Here is a 17,153-nt window from a genome sequence, read left to right as displayed (position 1 = left end):
TTACTCCTTTATAATTTCTTTAATAAAAGGCTTGATTAAAGTATAAATTTCACTCATTTCAGGTCCGTGAGTAGCCCCTGTTAATACTAAACGCAAAGGCATAAAGAAATTTTTACCTTTTAAATTTGTTTTTTCCATTAAAATCTTTTTGAACTCATCATATTCTTGAGGTAAATCCAAATCTTTTAAAATCTCTTTAATCAACTTACACTCATTTTCAAATTCATTATAATTTTTAACTGCAAAAATAGCTTGTATTTTTTCTTTTATCTCATTTAGCGTGCTAGCTTCTTGAGTATAAAATTTTGCAAGCTCTGCTACATCTTTGCCTAAATTTAACAAAGAATTTAATTTATCATTATCAAGCATTTTTATATGCTCACGGTTAATTTGCATCAAGCGCTTAGTGTCAAATCTAGCAGGAGATTTTGAAACTTTTTTCAAATCAAACCATTCTATAGCTTCTTCTAAAGTAAAAATCTCTTTTGGAGTTTTATTGCCTAAAAGGATTAAATAATTTGCAATAGCACTTGCTAAATATCCATTATCAAGCATCCATTTTACACTAGAATGAGCCTCTCTTTTACTCATTTTAACACCTTCTTCATTTAAAATGATAGGCAAATGCGCATAAGTCATGCTTTTATCATAACCCAAACTTGCTCTAATATGCTCTTGCTTAGGAGTATTTGAAACATGATCTTCTCCCCTTATAATACAAGTAACACCTTCTAGCATATCATCAACAGCACAAGCAAAATTATAAGTTGGGGTTTTATCTGCTCTCATAATCACAAAACTATCAATATCTTCAGGATTAAAACTAATCTCGCCTTTAATATAATCAGTAAATTTCATTTGAGATTGAGGTTTTTTAAGACGGATTACAAAAGGTTTCTCACAATTTAACACATCAATATCTGCTAATTTTTCACAAGTACCATCATATCTATATGCTTGATTTTTGCATTTAGCTAATTCTTTTTTATGAGCTAATTCATCCTCAGTACAAAAACAAGCAAAAGCTTTTTTTTCACTTACTAGCTTTAAAGCCATTTGACGATGAAATTTCAAATTCTCACTTTGTACATAATAATGCTGCCAAGTTATACCAAATTCTTTTAAAATAGCTTTTATTTCCTCTTCTTTTCCAGCAATATTTCTAGCATTATCCGTATCTTCAATACGCAAAATAAAATCTGTATTTTCTTGTCTTGCTTTAATATAATTAAACAAAGCTGCTCTTAAATTTCCAATATGCATATCTCCAGTAGGCGATGGTGCAAACCTATACATTATTTATCCTTTTAAAACTTTTTTATCATTATACAATTAAATACTTGCTATTTATTTTAAAAAAACAAAGTTCACACAAAATTCACTCAATATTTATATGATTTCACAAATAATTCAATTTAAAGGATAAAAAATGAAATTAAAAATAGCTTTAATGGCATTAGCTCTAGCAAGTTGTGTTTTTGCAAGAGATATGGTTGTAGGTATAAATGCTTTACCAGCAAATTCTAAAAATTTTATACAAAAACACTTTACAGGCTCAAACATAGCTTTAGTTAAACAAGATATTGATAGTTTTGATGTTTATTTGGACAATGGAACTGAACTTGAGTTTTTCATCAATGGAGATTGGAAAGAAATTGATGCAAAATACAGACCAATTGATACTTCTTTTTTAAGTCCAAATGTTTTAGCAACGATTAAAAAAATGCACCCAAATGCAAGTATAATTAAAGTTGAAAAAGAAATTCAAGGTTATAAATTTAAGCTTAATAATATGATGGAAATTTATACTGATGTAAATGGAAATTTCTTAGGACAAAAATTTGATGATTAAAAATTAAGCTAAGCTTTTGCTTAGCTTTTATAAGAATTTAGAGCAAGCTCTTGTATATTATAATTAGCAACTCTCTCATAAGTAAAGCCTTTTTTCTCTAAAAAATCAAGTAAAATTTTCTCCATTTTTTCTAAAGCACTCAAGACTTCTTTTGAAAGTTTAAAACTCAATGGTTCTATGCGCTTTGGCACACAGGCTAAAATTTGAGTTTTAGGCAAATCTCCCATAAGCTCCATGTATTGTAAAGTTTGAAGCATCTCAACCTCATGTGCACTACCACTCCAATTAACTTTTTTTGGCATTGCATCATAAGGAAAGAAAAAAATATCTCCGATCTTAGCATCATCTGCTGCAATACAATCAATCACAACCATTTCATCATATTCAGCTATAATATAGCTAAGTTGCAAAGCCAAAGTTCCACCATCTACAAAGCTCACTGAGTCTTTTTCGTGATAAAACTTATAATTTTTTTCTAAAAGTTTGCAAAGATGAACGCCTAAGCCCTCATCTGCAAACATAATATTACCAATACCTAAGATTAGAAGTTTCAATGATTTTCTCTTACAAATTTATAACCACTAAAGATAGCATCTAAAGCACCATCTTTGCCTTTAACTGAGTTAAACACAGCCATATAAATATGCACTGGAACAAAAATCAACACAATCCACATTAAAATTCTATGGTAGGTTCTAACATCAGCTAATCCACCTAACATTACTTCAATAGGTCTTAAGATGTTATATAAAAATCCACCCAAGCCTTCATGATATACATGCATATAAAGGATTAATCCTGTTAAAATAAGTCCAAACATAACAAGATAAAAGAAAAAATAAGTTACAAATTGCAAAGGATTATATACACCTTGCAAATGCGGGTGCTTTCCTAAGAAAATGTAAAATTTAATCTGCTCTATCCATAATTTTACATTAAAAATATCTTTTATGCTTTTTCTCTCACCATCACTTTTTGAATCAAAAAAGAACAAATATGTTTTAAAAATCACACAAGCTATTAAGATAAATCCAAAAATTTGGTGTACCATACGGTATTTTGCCTGCATAAATAAAGTTGGTTCAGATGAAATAGATGGAGATTGAAACACATAAGAAATATAATATCCAGTCCCTACTAAAATCACGATCGCAACTGCTCTTAACCAATGTGTAAAACGAAGGCCAATACTGAATTCGTATTCAGCCTTTCTGTTTGATTTTAAGGAATGTTTAGAATCCATACTAAAGTCCTTTCCTTATAAATTTACATTAACTTTATACTCGCTAAGATTATTGCCTTTAGTATCCATTACATGCACAGCACATGCTATACAAGGATCATAAGAGTGAATAGCTCTTATTACTTCTAAAGGTTGTTTAACATCAGCTAGTTTCATACCGATAAGACATTGCTCATAGCTACCGCCTACTCCATTTGCGTCTTTTGGACTTGCATTCCAAGTAGAAGGTACTACTGCTTGCCAATTTTCAATTACACCATTTTTAATTCTGCACCAATGACTCAACGCACCACGAGGCGCACTTCCCATAAATCTACCTTTGTATTCTTTATTTTTATCGATTACATAAGTAGCACAAGTACTTTCATCTGTTTTTAAATTTTCGACTAAAGAATTAAATGCTTTTAAACCATGATCAGCAATGATTTTAGCTTCAATCGCTCTAGCACCTGTTCTTCCTAAAGTACTCATAAGTGCTTTAAGTGGTAAATTTGTGGTTTTTAAGAATGAATCAACCGCTTCTACTACGATTTTATTACCCTTAGCATAATTTACTAAAATATTTGCTAATGGTCCAACTTGCATAGGTAAATTTTCATATCTTGGAGCTTTAATCCAGCTGTATTTACCTTTAGTATCAAATACCTTACTATGAACCATATTACCTTTATCATCAATGCTTTCACCATCAATTAAGCCTGTATAGTTTGGATTAGTTTTGCCATCATAAGGATGTAAAGCTTCATTGTCTGCATACCATGATCTTGTAGCTTCTTCAGTGATTTTAGCTTCATCTACTTCTTCAACCTTACTCAAATCACCATTTCTAATAATACCACCTTCAAACAGCCACTCATCGCTAGAAACTTGGAATTCTTTTTCAGTGTAGAAATTATTTACCCCTACATCATTTAACACACTTGCTTCTTTAGAATAAGCTTTTGCAGCCATTATGATATCTGGATAATAAGCACGATTAATAAAATCAGCTACTTCTTGGAATTTAGTCATATATTCAGCCATTCTTGATGGGTTTAAAAGATCCATAACACAAGTCACACCACCTACTGTTAAGCTTTGTGGATGAGGATTTTTAGCACCAAAAATCGCCATAGCTTGAGCTATTGTTCTTTGAATTCTTAAACATTCTAAATAATGTGAAAGCGCAATAAGGTTTTGCTCAGGAGTAAAGCGATAAGTTGCGTGTCCATAATAAGCATTTGCAAATGGTCCAAGATTTCCTTTATCTACAAAGGTTTTTAGTCTTTGCTGTACTTCTAAAAGTTTATCTGCACCTGTTGCATAAGGCATATCGGTATATTTAAATGCTTCATCACTTGCTTTTTTTACATCAGCACTTAAAGCACTTACAACATCAACAAAATCAAGCCCATGAAGTTGATAAAAATGCACCACATGATCATGCATGTATAAAGCTGCATTCATTAAAGTTCTGGTTAAAACAGCATTTAATGGCGGGGTAATACCTAAAGCATTTTCTACCGCAATAATCCCTGCTCTATAGTGTGAAAAAGTACAAACACCGCAAATTCTTTGAGTTAAAAAGCCTGCATCTCTTGGATCACGACCTTTTACAATAGTTTCCAAACCTCTCCATAGAGTTGATCCTGAATATGCTTCTTTAATGACATTATTTTCATCAACCACCACTTCAACTCTTAAGTGTCCTTCTATTCTAGTAAGTGGATCTATAATAATTCTTTTTGACATTCTTAATCCTTATTCTTTTCTAATGAAGCAATTACAGCGTGCGCAGCAACAGCAACACCTGTTACACAAAGCACACCTATACCAATTTTATCTGAAATACTATCAGCACCCAAACCATAAACAGTATCAAATAACCTTCCTGCCATCACTTCTTCAAAAGGCCCCATAGTATCCCAAAAATCTGGTTCAGAACAACCTATACAACCATGTCCAGCTTGGATTGGCCATGAAGTATGTTGATTAAATCTTTCTCTTGAGCAATTATTAAAAGTATAAGGTCCTTTACAACCTACCTTGTAAAGACAATATCCCTTTTTTGCCCCTTCATCACCAAATTGTTGCACAAATTCACCCGCATCAAAGCGTCCTCTTCTTTCGCAAAGATCATGAATTCTTAATCCATAAGCCCATTTTGGTCTATTATAAGCATCAAGCGCTGGCAATGTTTGATACAATATATAATGAATCACATTACCTATAATGTTTTTCTCGCTTGGAGGACAACCTGGAACGTTAATAACTGTTTTATTTGTAACTTTACTTAAACTCACAGCATTGCTTGGATTAGGTCTAGCAGCTTGAATACCACCAAAAGCTGAACAGGTGCCTATAGCAAAAATAGCCAAAGCATTATCACAAGCTTGAACTGCTATTTGCTTGCCTGTTTTACCGTGTGGTCCTATAGTTAAAAAGTTTTCTGTAGCGCCTGTTGGTATACCACCTTCTACCATTAGGATATATCTACCTTTGTATTTTTCCATAGCAGCTTCAAGATTATGCTCAGCTTGCCAACCTGCTGCACCCATTATAGTTTCATGATATTCTAAAGAAATATGATCAAAAATTAAACTATCAATAGTAGGAGCATCACTTCTTAATAAACTCTCAGAACATCCTGTACATTCAGCCATATGAAGCCAAATCACTGGAAGTCTATCACTAAGCTCAGCAGCTCTTGCAACTACTGGAGTAAAGCTAGCAGGTAGTGCTAAAAATGCAGTCATTGCACTAGCCCATTTCATAAAATCTCTTCTTGAAAAACCTGATTGTTCTAAGGCTTTAGAGATAGAAATCTCATTTTTCAAAAGAGGAAGTTTTTCTAATGCGTCTAAACGGCGATTAAAAATATCTAAATCACTCATTTGTTGTTCCTTAAATATAGAAATATCATTAAAGATTTTAAAACATTTATTGTTAAGAATAGATAAAAAATAATATTTTTTTAAACAAATATACGAAGTATTTACAATTTAATGTTAATAGGATAATTTTACTCTAAAATAAGCAAGTATTGCACTTGCTTATTGTTTAATAATGACAATCTCGTCATCTTTAGAATCTATAATAATCTCATCATTTTCATTTAATTCATCCGATAATATCATATCACTTAATTTATCTTCTACCATGTCATATAAGGCTCTTTTTAATGGTCTTGCGCCAAAATCTACATCAAAACCAACCTTTGCTATTAACCTAGCAGCATTATCACTCAAACTTGCCTTGATACCTCTATTTTCAAGACTTTTTTGCAAGGTATTAAAAAGCAATTTAACTATTTTTTCAGCCTCACTTTCTCCCAAAGGATTAAAAGTAATAATATCATCTAAACGATTTAAAAACTCAGGTCTAAAAAAGCTTCTAAGAGCTTCTTTGATAGCTTTTTCTCTTTCTTCGCCCTTTAACTCCATAATAAAATTTGCACCTATGTTAGAAGTTAAGATAATGATAGTATTAGTAAAATCCACCGTTACGCCTTTACTATCTGTAGCCCTACCATCATCTAAAATTCCCAAAAGTATATTAAATACATCTTTATGGGCTTTTTCTACTTCATCAAATAAAATCACGCTATAAGGCTTTCTTCTAACAGCTTCAGTTAACTCCCCGCCTTCTTCATGCCCTATATATCCTGGAGGTGCACCTAAAAGTCTTGATATGCTGTGTTTTTCCATAAATTCACTCATATCAAAACGCACCATAGCTTTTTCATCATCAAATAAAAATTTAGCCAAAGCTTTAGCACTTTCTGTTTTACCTACCCCAGTTGGCCCTAAAAATAAAAAGCTTCCTATAGGCTTAGTTGCTTGATTTAGCCCTGCTTTATTACGCTTAATAGCTTTAGCCAAAGCACTCAAAGCCTCATCTTGTCCTACGACGCTTTCTTGTAAATACTCTTGAATGTGTAAATATTTTTGCTTTTCAGAAGTAAGCATTTTTTGCACGCTAATACCTGTCCATTTACTTAAAATACCAGCTACTAAATCCTCATCTACTTGGTTTTTAAGCAAAACTCCTTCTTGGGTCATTTGTTTCCATTTTTCTTCTAAATTTAATACCTCTTTTTCGCACTCTAAAATTTTGCCATATTCTATTTCAGCAGCTTTTTGGAAATCTCCTTTATTTTTAGCTAAAATAGCTTCATTTTTTAAAGTATCGATTTCTTTTTTCTTTGCACTTATACCATTAAATACTGCTTTTTCATTTTCAAATTTAGCATTAAGTTTAATTTGCTCTTCTTTTAAATTTGCTAATTCTTTTTTAATCTCTTCTAATCTTTTTTCATTAATTTCATTTTCTTCCATTTTTAAAGCTTCATTTTCTACTTCTAAGCTTTCAATTTGTTTTCTAACCTTTCTTAAAGAATTTGGCTCACTTTCTATTTGCATTTTTAATTCTGCTGCGGCCTCATCAATTAAATCAATCGCCTTATCAGGTAAAAATCTATTAGCTATATAACGCTTAGATAGTTTTGCAGCTGCTACCAGTGCACTATCATTAATAGTTACATTATGATGAATTTCTAATTTTTCTTTTATACCTCTTAGCATTGCTAAAGCTTCATTCACGCTAGGTTCAGCTACATTTACAGGTTGAAATCTTCTTTGCAAAGCCGCATCTTTTTCAAAATATTTTCTATATTCTTTTAAGGTTGTAGCGCCTATAGTATGAAGCTCACCTCTTGCTAAAGCAGGTTTTAAAATATTTGCTGCATCCATACTTCCTTCATTTGCACCTGCACCTACAATGGTGTGAATTTCATCTATAAATAAAATTATATTTTTGTGTTTTATTACTTCATTTACAACAGCTTTTAATCTATCTTCAAATTCACCTCTGTATTTTGCTCCTGCTATTAAAGCACTCATATCCAAGGCTATGACTTTTTTATTTTGCAATGAAGTAGGAACATCTTTTTTTACTATTCTTTGTGCTAAAGCTTCTACTACAGCAGTTTTTCCTACCCCTGGCTCACCTAATAAAATAGGATTATTTTTAGTTTTTCTGATTAAAATTTGCATTAATCTTTGAATTTCTTCTTCTCTGCCTATGACAGGATCAAGTTCATTGTTTTTAGCTTTCATAGTCAAATCAATACCAAATTTAGACAAAGAATCAAGCGTTTCATCGCTTGTTTTGGTTTCTATTTTAGCTCCAGCTCTAATAAATTCTAATTCTTTTTTAAATTCATTTAAATCTACAAATTTAGATAAAAGTTCTTTAATAACCCCACTCGTACTTTCTGAGACAAGCCACATATCCACAGCCAAATAGCTATCTTTGTTTTCTAAAGCAAAGCCTTTTGCTTTTTCTAAAGAATTAATAAATTCATTTGAAAATTTAATATTATCTTTATTTACATTTGAGCTAGTAGGAAAAGATGAAATTTTACTTTTTACTTCTAGCTCAAATGCCTCTTTAGAAACATTTAATTTATTAAAAACTTGATTTAGCAAACTTGAACTATCAATACTTAAAGCCCATAATAAATGCAAAGGTTTTATTTCACTATTCTTAGAATGAATGGCCAAAGAAATCGCACTTTCTATATTTGAAAGCATAGAATCTGTTAAAAAATCTTGTATATTTGCCATTTTTGCTCCTTTTTTACTTTTATATGAGATGTATTATATAACTTTAGTCTATTATTGTCAAGTTTATTTAGTTATATTTATAAATAATTTTTTATATAAACGCACTAATATAATAAAAATATTTACTTTATTTACGATTTTTTAAGCAAAAATAACTAAAATTAGATAATTATTTTATGAATTCATATTTATTTTGGAGTTTTTCCTTTGAAGACAAAAAGAAATCTTATTATCGCAGCTAGCATTTGCAGTTTAGTAACTGCTTCTTTTATTTTTACTAATTTACAAGCTAAAAACCCCGCTCCTAGTGAAGCAGAAAAGAAAATAGAAGCTTTATCTAAACTCACAAGAACCATGTCCATTATAGAACAATACTATGTTGATGATGTTAATTATACAGATTTGGTTGATAAATCCATAGCAGGCTTACTAACAAATTTAGATGCTCATTCTTCTTTCTTAGATGAAAAAGGTTATAAAGAACTTAAAGAGCAAACTAATGGAGAATTTGGTGGACTTGGCTTTACTATTACGCAAAAAGATGGAGCAATTAGCGTTGTAGCTCCTATAGAAGGAAGTCCAGCAGATAAAGCAGGTATTAAAACTGATGATATTATCTTAAGAATTAATAACGAATCAACTTTAGGTATGACTTTAAATGAAGCTGTTTCTAAAATGCGCGGAGAACCTAAGACAAAGGTCACTCTAACTATCTATAGAAAAGGCGATGCAAAACCATTTGATGTCAATTTAAAAAGAGATATTATAAAAGTAGATAGCGTTTATACAAAATTAATCGAAAATGAAAACTTGCTTTATTTAAGAGTGACTAATTTTGATAAAAATGTCGTAGATGAAGCTAGTAAAGCTATCAAAAAACATCCTAATGTAAAAGGAATTATACTAGATCTTAGAACTAACCCGGGTGGTATTTTAAATCAAGCCGTAGGCTTAGTAAATCTTTTTGTAGATAAAGGAGTCATTGTCTCACAAAAAGGAAAAATAGAAAATGAGAATGTAGAATTTAAAGCAAATCCTAGTAAAAAAATCACCAACGCACCTTTAGTAGTGCTTGTAAATGGTGGTAGCGCTAGTGCAAGTGAGATTGTAAGTGGGGCTTTACAAGATTTCAAACGCGCTATTATCATAGGAGAAAAAACCTTTGGAAAAGGTAGTGTACAGCTTATATTACCTATGGATGAAAAAGGCAAAGAAGGTTTAAGACTTACTATAGCAAAATATTATTTACCAAGTGGTAGAACCATACAAGCTGTCGGGGTTAGTCCTGATATAGAAGTATTCCCAGGAAAAGTAAGTAAAGAAGAAAATCATGGCTTTGAAATCAAAGAAAGCGATCTAAAAAAACACTTACAAGCTGAACTTGATAAAATCGGACATCAAGAAAAGAAAAAAGATAATAAAGAAGATAAAAATATCATCACCAAAGAACAAATTGATAATGATATACAATTAAAAACTGCAATAGATGCAATCAAAATTTTAAACATCACAAAAGGAGAGTAAAATGGCAACAAAACTAGATCTTTTATACGAGGGAAAAGGTAAAAAAATGTTTAAAACTGATGATGAGAATTTACTCATCACGGAATTTAAAGATGATTTAACTGCTTTTAATGCAGAAAAAAGAGGTAATGAAGCGGGAAAAGGTGCGTTAAATTGTAAAATTAGTACTGAAATTTTTCATCTTTTAGAAAAAGAAGGTATTAAAACACACCTAGTAGAAACTATCAGCGATAAAGAACAAATTGTAAAAAAATGCAATATTATACCTATTGAAGTTATTACTAGAAATGTAGCCACAGGATCTTTAACAAAAAGATTGGGCATTAAAGAGGGTACGATTTTACCTTTTGCTGTAGTTGAGTTTTGTTATAAAAATGATGATTTAGGCGATCCTATTATCAATGATGAGCATTGTTTGATTTTAAATTTAGTAAAAAGTGAAAAAGATTTAGAATTAATAAAAAACATTGCAAGACAAATCAATTCTATCTTGGTTAAATTCTTTGAATCTAAAGGTTTAAGATTGATTGATTTTAAATTAGAATTTGGTATTGATGGTGAAGGAAATATGATACTAGCTGATGAAATTAGCCCTGATAGTTGTAGATTTTGGGATAGCAAAACTAATGAAAAATTAGACAAAGACCGCTTCAGACAAGATCTAGGTAATGTAAAAATGGCCTATGAAGAAGTATTAAAAAGAATTTTAAGTTAGGAAAAATAATGAAAGTAACTGTAAATATCACACTAAAAAACGGGGTTTTAGATCCTCAAGGCAAAGCCATAGAAAAGGCTTTGCATTCTTTAGATTTTAATAACATATCAAATGTTAAAACCTCAAAACAAATTAGTTTTGATATAGCTTGTGAGGATAAAAAAGAAGCTTTAAAACATGTTGATTTAATGTGTAAAGAATTGCTTGCAAATACTGTGATAGAAGATTATGAGATAATATTATGAAAGTAGCTATTATTCGTTTTCCCGGAACTAATTGCGAGTTTGATACAGCTTATGCTTTTGAAAAACTAGGTGTAAAAATTGAAATCATTTGGCATGAAAGACAAGATTTTAGTGCTGATTTAATTGTTTTACCAGGTGGATTTTCTTATGGAGATTATTTAAGATGTGCAGCCATTGCAAAACTTGCTCCTGCTATGAAAACACTTAAAGAACATGTACAAAAAGGTGGATATGTCCTAGGTATTTGCAATGGTTTTCAAATTTTATTAGAACTTGGTCTTTTAAAGGGAGCTATGAAACATAATAATAGCTTAGGTTTTATTTCTAAAATGCAAGCATTGCAAGTAGTATCAAACAATAATGCTTTTTTGAAAAATTTCCAAAAAAATGACATTATAGAATTGCCTATTGCTCACGGAGAAGGAAATTATTTTAATAGCGAAGATGGTATTAAAATACTAGAAGATAAAGATATGATTTTATTAAGATATATCAATAATCCAAATGGCTCCTTAAACGATATAGCTGGAATTTGTGATGAGAATAAAAAAGTTTTTGGACTTATGCCACACCCTGAAAGAATGTGTGATGATATACTTGGCTCAAAAGTAGGACTTAAAATGTTTGAAGGATTTTTAAATTGCTAAAAACCTTCAAAGTTTTTTGTGTTTTTTTACTAGCGTTTAATTTATATGCTCAAGAAAATAGCGTTTTTGAAGATTATAACACCCTAGAAAAAAACTACAATCAATTAGACGATCAAGCTAAGCAAATTTATCAAACTATCGCTCCAAGTGATGAGAGTAATTATGAAAGTAAAATCAATGATGAAAATTTTATTCCTCAAGGCTCTTTAGTATTAAACGCAAAAGAATACACTGATGAAGCTTACATAGATGAAGCTTTTGCTATAGATCTTGAGGTTATCACCACAACTAATGTAAGTTTTGATTTAAATGTGAGTTTTGAAAAAAATGACGATATGCTTTGGATTAATCCTAATCCTATTTGGGAGCAAAAAGCTAATTCATATCATACAAAATTATGGTTTGAAGCAAAAAGTTTAAATGCCAATTTAAATAAAATCATCGTTTCTTTAAGCAGAAATGATCATATTTTTCAAAGCTCATCACTAATTATAAAACCTATTAGACTTAAAAAAATCGACGCTCCTTCTAACAAATACTCACACATAGTTGCAAGTAATTTAGAAGTAAAACAAGTAAAAGCAAGCCATTTTGACAATGATAATATGATTTTATTTATAGAACTTGCAGGAGAAAACACAAACCTAGCAAGTTTTAATATAAAAGATATTCAAAAACAAGGCGTAGAGGCTATTAAAGGCGATTTTGAAAAACAAAGTGGATTTTATTATGCTATTTTAGATAAAAGCAAAACACGCTTTGATTTTTCTTATTTTAATTTAAATTCTAAAGAATTAAAAGATTTTTCTTTAAAAATAGAACTTAAAGAAGATAGCATTAGCACACAAAGTGATTTAAATCCAAAAACCAATGACTTTAATTTTTACAAACAAGTATTTTTGTGGAGCTTGTGTGGTATTTTTGCTTTATGGTTTGTATTTAAGAAAAGCTATGTAGCTTTAGGCTTAGCAATTTTGGCTCTAATAGCAAGTTTTTTAGCCCAAAATAACATATACAAAGCCATATTAAAAGCTGAAAGTAAAGTGCAAATTTTACCAACTCTTAACTCAACTCATTTTTATTCTGGAAAATATAACCAAGAAGTAGAAGTGTTAGATTCAAGAGATGAATATAAAAAAATTTTATTTAATAATGGAAAAATAGGCTGGGTAAAAAGTGAAGATTTATCAAAGATTTAAAGCTTTAGTATTTTGGATTGAATTTATTTTTTCTATTATATTTTTATGCATTGCCTTTTTATTATTACAATCACAAGAAAAAATTTGGAAAATCAGAAAAGCATGGTCAAAATTGCAAAAATATGTAATAAATTATAAAATCCAAACTCAAGGTTCTATACACCCTCAAGCTAATTTACTTTTAATCAATCATCAAAGCTTGTTAGACATAGTTGTTTTGGAAGATCTATGTCCAAAAAATATATCTTGGATAGCAAAAAAAGAACTTGGTGAACTCCCCGTTTTTAAAACTTTGATTAAAAAACCTAAAATTATTTGTATAGATAGAAGTCCAAAAGGTCTAGTAAAACTTTTAAAAGAAGCCAAAGAAAGACTAAAAGAAGATAGAATTTTGGCTATTTTTCCAGAAGGTACAAGATCTAAAACACAAAAACTTTTAAAATTTAAAGTTGGAGCTAAAATTTTAAGTGAAAAACTTAATCTAAAAGTCCAACCTGTGGTAATTGTTGATTCAGCTAAAATTTTAGACACGCAAAACTTTAGCGCAAAGAGTGGCGTTTTAAAAGTAGTATTTCTTGATCTTGTTGATATAAGTAAAGATGATTGGCTTGAACAAACTAGAGAAAAAATGCAAACAATCTTAGACAATGAAAGGTCAAAAGCTTGATTAGCACAATTTTGGCTGTAGGTTTTGGTGGCTTTTTAGGGGCTATATCTAGAATGCTTACTAGTAGCTTTTTTAATAAAATCATTCCACATGATTTTCCCTATGGTACTTTACTTGTTAATATCATAGGATCTTTTTTAATGGGCTTGTTTTTTTCTTATGCAAACTCTAAAGGTGTGCATATTTTTACTAAAAGTTTAATTAGTACAGGTTTTTTAAGTGCTTTTACGACTTTTTCAACTTTTTCTTATGAAAATTTGCTATTTTTGCAAAGTGGTGATTATTTTCACTTTTTTCTAAATATTATTTTAAATGTTATCCTTTGTCTTTTGGCAGTATGGATTGGTTTTTTAATTTTTAAATAAAGGAGATATAAATGCAATTTCAAACTGAAGTTAATCAACTTTTACAACTTATGATTCATTCTTTGTATTCAAACAAAGAAATTTTTTTAAGAGAGCTTATTTCTAACGCAAGCGATGCACTTGATAAACTTAGTTATCTAAGCGTGAGTGATGATGCTTATAAAAATTTAAAATTTGAACCAAAAATTCAAATAAACTTCAATCAAGAAGCAAAAACCCTAACCGTAAGTGATAATGGTATAGGTATGAATAAAGAAGATTTGATCAATCACCTTGGAACCATTGCTAAAAGTGGTACAAAAAGCTTTTTAGAAAACTTAAGTGGTGATGCCAAAAAAGACTCACAACTTATAGGACAATTTGGTGTAGGCTTTTACTCTGCTTTTATGGTGGCTTCTAAAATAGAGGTTTTAAGCAAAAAGGCATTAGATGATAAAGCTTATCTTTGGACTTCTGATGCTAGTGGTTATGAAATAGAAGATGCAAACAAAGATGAGCAAGGCACTTGCATAACCTTACATTTAAAAGATGAAGAATTTTTAAACTCATACCGCATTGAAAGTATAGTAGAAAAATACTCAAATCACATACAATTTCCTATTTTTATGGAAAAAGAAGAATATTTGCCATTAGAAGAAGGTGAAAAAGAACCTAAAAAAGAATTAAAAAACACTCAAATTAACACAGCAAGTGCTTTATGGAGACAAAATAAAGCCAGCTTAAAAGCTGAAGATTATGAAAGATTTTATGAACAAAACTTTCATGATTCAAACAAACCTATGCTTTATATCCACACAAAAGCTGAAGGTTCTATAGAGTATAATTCTTTATTCTTTATACCTGCACAAGCTCCATTTGATTTATATAGAGTAGATTATAAAAGTGGTTTAAAACTTTATGTAAAAAGAGTTTTTATCAGCGATGATGATAAAGAATTATTACCAACTTATTTAAGATTTGTGCGCGGGATTATCGATGTAGAAGATTTACCGCTTAATGTAAGCCGTGAAATTTTACAAGAAAATAAAATTTTAAAAAGCGTTCAAGAAGCAAGTGTTAAAAAAATCTTAGCTGAACTTAAAAAATTCAAAGAAAAAGATAAAGAAAACTATCTTAAATTCCATGAGAATTTTGGAAAAGTTTTAAAAGAAGGTTTATATGGTTTTGGCGAAAATAAAGACGCTATAGCTAGGCTTTTATACTTTAAAAACTCAAATAAAGAAGAATTAATTGATCTTGAAGAGTATAAACAAAACCTAGCTGAAGGTCAAAATGAAATTTTTTATATTAGCGGAAAAAATGAAAAACTTTTAAGAAATTCTCCTCTTCTTGAAAGTTATAAACAAAAAAATATCAATGTTTTATTGCTTGATGAGGAAATTGATACCATAGTTATGCCTATGATGAATGAATTTGAAGGTTTAAAATTTAGCGCTATCAATCATCTAGCTAGTGAAGAAACTAGCGAAGAGCAAAAAGCTGAATTTGCAAGCTTGCTCATTAAAATAAAAGAAGTTTTAAAAGATGAAGTTGAAGAGGTAAAACTTAGCCAAAGACTTTCAAATAGTCCAAGCTGTATTGTTTATGATCAAAATAAACCTGATTTTGCTATGCAACAAATTCTTAAACAAATGGGACAAGAACAGCAAGTTAAACCTATACTTGAAATCAATCCTAATCATGAAATTTTAAAAGCCTTAAAAGAAAATGATACCTTAGCTAATGAAATGGCACATATTCTTTTAAATATGGCTAAACTTAGTGAAGGTATGGGTATAGATAACCCTAGCGAATTTAACAATGCCTTAAGCAAAATCGTTTCTAAGGCTTTAGAAAAATGAAAAATATAGCTATTTCTAAAGATATTTTGCACGAATTTTGTATTATAGATGTAAGAACCCCAAGCGAATGGAAAAGCGGAGTTATAAAAGAAGCTATACCCATCGCACTTTGCGATGATAATGGCTTTATGAATGAAAATTTCATCCAAGAGTTTAAAGAAAAAGTAGATTATCAAAATAAAAACATAGCCTTTGTGTGTGCTACAGGCTCAAGAAGCAAACATACTGCTATGATGATAGAAGATGCTCTAGGTATAGAATGCACCAATCTAGATGGTGGCATGGTAGCGCTTTTATCGCAAGGCTATGAAGCTACAAAAAAGGAAGGTTAATTATGAAGAAAATATTTTTATCTTTGACACTTTGTACTAGTTTTGTTTTAGCAGAAGTCAAAAATATCGATATTAATGCGGATATTTTGGAAAATTATCAAGTAATTGATGTTAGAAAACCTAGTGAATGGGCGCAAACTGGTACAATAAAAAACGCCATTAAAATTAGCTTTTATAATGAAGATGGCAGTGTAAATAAAAATTTCGTTGAGGAAATTAAAAAGATTTCAAGTAATAAACCTATCGCTATAGTTTGTAGAAGTGGTTCAAGAAGCGCTAAAGCTTCTGCTTTACTAGATCAAAATGGCATAGAGGTTACTAATTTAAAAGGCGGTATGAACGCACTTTTATCACAAGGATACGTAACCTCAAAGTAAGTCTAGTTAGACTTACTTTTTCTTTGGCCTAAATACAGAAATTATCTCTTCGTTATTTTCAATATAAGCTCCACCTATTAAATCCACACAATAAGGAATAGCAGGAAATATAGGCTCAATGCATTCTCTTATAGCTTTTGGATTACCCGGTAAGTTAATAATTAATGATCTTCCTTTTATACCCGCACTTTGTCTTGAAAGTATAGCTGTTGGTACATATTCTAAGCTTTTTGCACGCATTAACTCCCCAAAACCTGGTAGCATTTTATCACACACTGCTTGTGTTGCTTCTGGTGTAACATCACGCAAAGCAGGCCCCGTACCCCCTGTAGTAAAAATCAAATCACATTTTATTTCATCAGCCAAATAAGCTAATTTTTCTATAATTAAATCATACTCATCAGGAATTAGCTCATAATAAAAACTTTTTTCATTTTTTATATAAGAATCTAAAATTTTTTCTATCTCTACTCCAGATTTATCTTCATAAACTCCGCTACTTGCCCTATCTGAAAGTACTAAAATTCCTATTTTTACCAT

18 protein-coding genes are annotated in these 17,153 nt (G+C 30.3%); 11 read left to right on the top strand and 7 right to left on the bottom strand.

Translation table 11 applies throughout. The features are described 5' to 3' along the window. Positions 1–1,296, bottom strand: a complete 1,296-nt coding sequence (gene gltX / locus CAMP5121_RS02225; RefSeq protein ID WP_337214673.1) for a glutamate--tRNA ligase — start codon at positions 1,294–1,296, stop codon at positions 1–3. Positions 1,297–1,429: 133 nt separating this feature from the next. Between gltX and CAMP5121_RS02220 the strand changes: the two genes are divergently transcribed. Then, on the top strand, positions 1,430–1,852 hold the full coding sequence (locus CAMP5121_RS02220; protein WP_263702584.1) for a PepSY-like domain-containing protein: 423 nt from the start codon (positions 1,430–1,432) through the stop codon (positions 1,850–1,852). A gap of 20 nt (positions 1,853–1,872) precedes the next feature. On the opposite strand, the gene CAMP5121_RS02215 is transcribed toward CAMP5121_RS02220, so the two are convergent. From CAMP5121_RS02215 to CAMP5121_RS02195, 5 genes are all read right to left on the bottom strand, one after another. Beyond that, positions 1,873–2,406, bottom strand: coding sequence for a HyaD/HybD family hydrogenase maturation endopeptidase (locus CAMP5121_RS02215; protein ID WP_263663353.1), 534 nt, complete (start codon positions 2,404–2,406; stop codon positions 1,873–1,875). Next, positions 2,403–3,095, bottom strand: a complete 693-nt coding sequence (cybH, locus tag CAMP5121_RS02210; RefSeq protein WP_263663354.1) for a Ni/Fe-hydrogenase, b-type cytochrome subunit — start codon at positions 3,093–3,095, stop codon at positions 2,403–2,405. The genes CAMP5121_RS02215 and cybH overlap by 4 nt, the downstream gene beginning before the upstream one ends. A gap of 15 nt (positions 3,096–3,110) precedes the next feature. Then, the gene (locus CAMP5121_RS02205) at positions 3,111–4,826 is read right to left on the bottom strand and encodes a nickel-dependent hydrogenase large subunit (protein ID WP_257404504.1); all 1,716 of its coding nucleotides are present in this window, start codon (positions 4,824–4,826) and stop codon (positions 3,111–3,113) included. Positions 4,827–4,828: 2 nt separating this feature from the next. Then, on the bottom strand, positions 4,829–5,968 hold the full coding sequence (locus CAMP5121_RS02200; protein ID WP_258107370.1) for a hydrogenase small subunit: 1,140 nt from the start codon (positions 5,966–5,968) through the stop codon (positions 4,829–4,831). A gap of 159 nt (positions 5,969–6,127) precedes the next feature. After that, positions 6,128–8,701 (bottom strand): ATP-dependent Clp protease ATP-binding subunit, encoded by a 2,574-nt coding sequence (locus CAMP5121_RS02195; RefSeq protein ID WP_337214672.1) that lies wholly within the window; start codon positions 8,699–8,701, stop codon positions 6,128–6,130. A 207-nt stretch (positions 8,702–8,908) separates the two neighbouring features. On the opposite strand from CAMP5121_RS02195, the gene CAMP5121_RS02190 reads away from it, so the two are divergent. Genes CAMP5121_RS02190 through CAMP5121_RS02145 form a run of 10 tightly spaced genes read left to right on the top strand, consistent with a single transcriptional unit; the run spans position 8,909 to position 16,613 of the window. Then, a complete protein-coding gene (locus CAMP5121_RS02190) occupies positions 8,909–10,225 on the top strand; it encodes a S41 family peptidase (protein ID WP_318529506.1) in 1,317 nt (438 codons plus the stop codon). Between the two features lies 1 nt (position 10,226). After that, positions 10,227–10,940, top strand: a complete 714-nt coding sequence (purC, locus tag CAMP5121_RS02185) for a phosphoribosylaminoimidazolesuccinocarboxamide synthase (RefSeq protein WP_263663357.1) — start codon at positions 10,227–10,229, stop codon at positions 10,938–10,940. An 8-nt stretch (positions 10,941–10,948) separates the two neighbouring features. Beyond that, on the top strand, positions 10,949–11,185 hold the full coding sequence (gene purS, locus CAMP5121_RS02180) for a phosphoribosylformylglycinamidine synthase subunit PurS (protein ID WP_337214671.1): 237 nt from the start codon (positions 10,949–10,951) through the stop codon (positions 11,183–11,185). Next, positions 11,182–11,832, top strand: a complete 651-nt coding sequence (purQ, locus tag CAMP5121_RS02175; RefSeq protein ID WP_337214670.1) for a phosphoribosylformylglycinamidine synthase subunit PurQ — start codon at positions 11,182–11,184, stop codon at positions 11,830–11,832. Before purS ends, purQ begins: the two co-directional genes overlap by 4 nt. Next, on the top strand, positions 11,826–13,031 hold the full coding sequence (locus CAMP5121_RS02170) for an SH3 domain-containing protein (protein WP_263663359.1): 1,206 nt from the start codon (positions 11,826–11,828) through the stop codon (positions 13,029–13,031). The genes purQ and CAMP5121_RS02170 overlap by 7 nt, the downstream gene beginning before the upstream one ends. Then, positions 13,009–13,698: a lysophospholipid acyltransferase family protein gene (locus CAMP5121_RS02165; protein WP_263679374.1), complete on the top strand. Its 690-nt coding sequence runs from the start codon at positions 13,009–13,011 to the stop codon at positions 13,696–13,698. The genes CAMP5121_RS02170 and CAMP5121_RS02165 overlap by 23 nt, the downstream gene beginning before the upstream one ends. Then, the gene (gene crcB, locus CAMP5121_RS02160; RefSeq protein WP_039625961.1) at positions 13,695–14,063 is read left to right on the top strand and encodes a fluoride efflux transporter CrcB; all 369 of its coding nucleotides are present in this window, start codon (positions 13,695–13,697) and stop codon (positions 14,061–14,063) included. The genes CAMP5121_RS02165 and crcB overlap by 4 nt, the downstream gene beginning before the upstream one ends. Before the next feature lie 11 nt (positions 14,064–14,074). Then, positions 14,075–15,904, top strand: a complete 1,830-nt coding sequence (gene htpG / locus CAMP5121_RS02155) for a molecular chaperone HtpG (RefSeq protein WP_263679373.1) — start codon at positions 14,075–14,077, stop codon at positions 15,902–15,904. Continuing rightward, positions 15,901–16,236, top strand: a complete 336-nt coding sequence (locus tag CAMP5121_RS02150) for a rhodanese-like domain-containing protein (RefSeq protein ID WP_263679372.1) — start codon at positions 15,901–15,903, stop codon at positions 16,234–16,236. The genes htpG and CAMP5121_RS02150 overlap by 4 nt, the downstream gene beginning before the upstream one ends. Positions 16,237–16,238: 2 nt before the next feature. After that, the gene (locus CAMP5121_RS02145; RefSeq protein WP_337214669.1) at positions 16,239–16,613 is read left to right on the top strand and encodes a rhodanese-like domain-containing protein; all 375 of its coding nucleotides are present in this window, start codon (positions 16,239–16,241) and stop codon (positions 16,611–16,613) included. Positions 16,614–16,625: 12 nt separating this feature from the next. Here the strand turns inward: CAMP5121_RS02145 and mog are convergent, their stop codons facing one another. Continuing rightward, the gene (mog, locus tag CAMP5121_RS02140; protein ID WP_337214668.1) at positions 16,626–17,153 is read right to left on the bottom strand and encodes a molybdopterin adenylyltransferase; all 528 of its coding nucleotides are present in this window, start codon (positions 17,151–17,153) and stop codon (positions 16,626–16,628) included.

It is taken from the genome of Campylobacter sp. 2352 PW (genome assembly GCF_024723575.1).
In the GTDB taxonomy this organism is placed as follows: Bacteria; Campylobacterota; Campylobacteria; order Campylobacterales; family Campylobacteraceae; genus Campylobacter_D.
The sequence above is the reverse complement of the archived record's forward strand: the minus strand, read 5'-3'. Positions and strand labels throughout refer to the sequence as shown.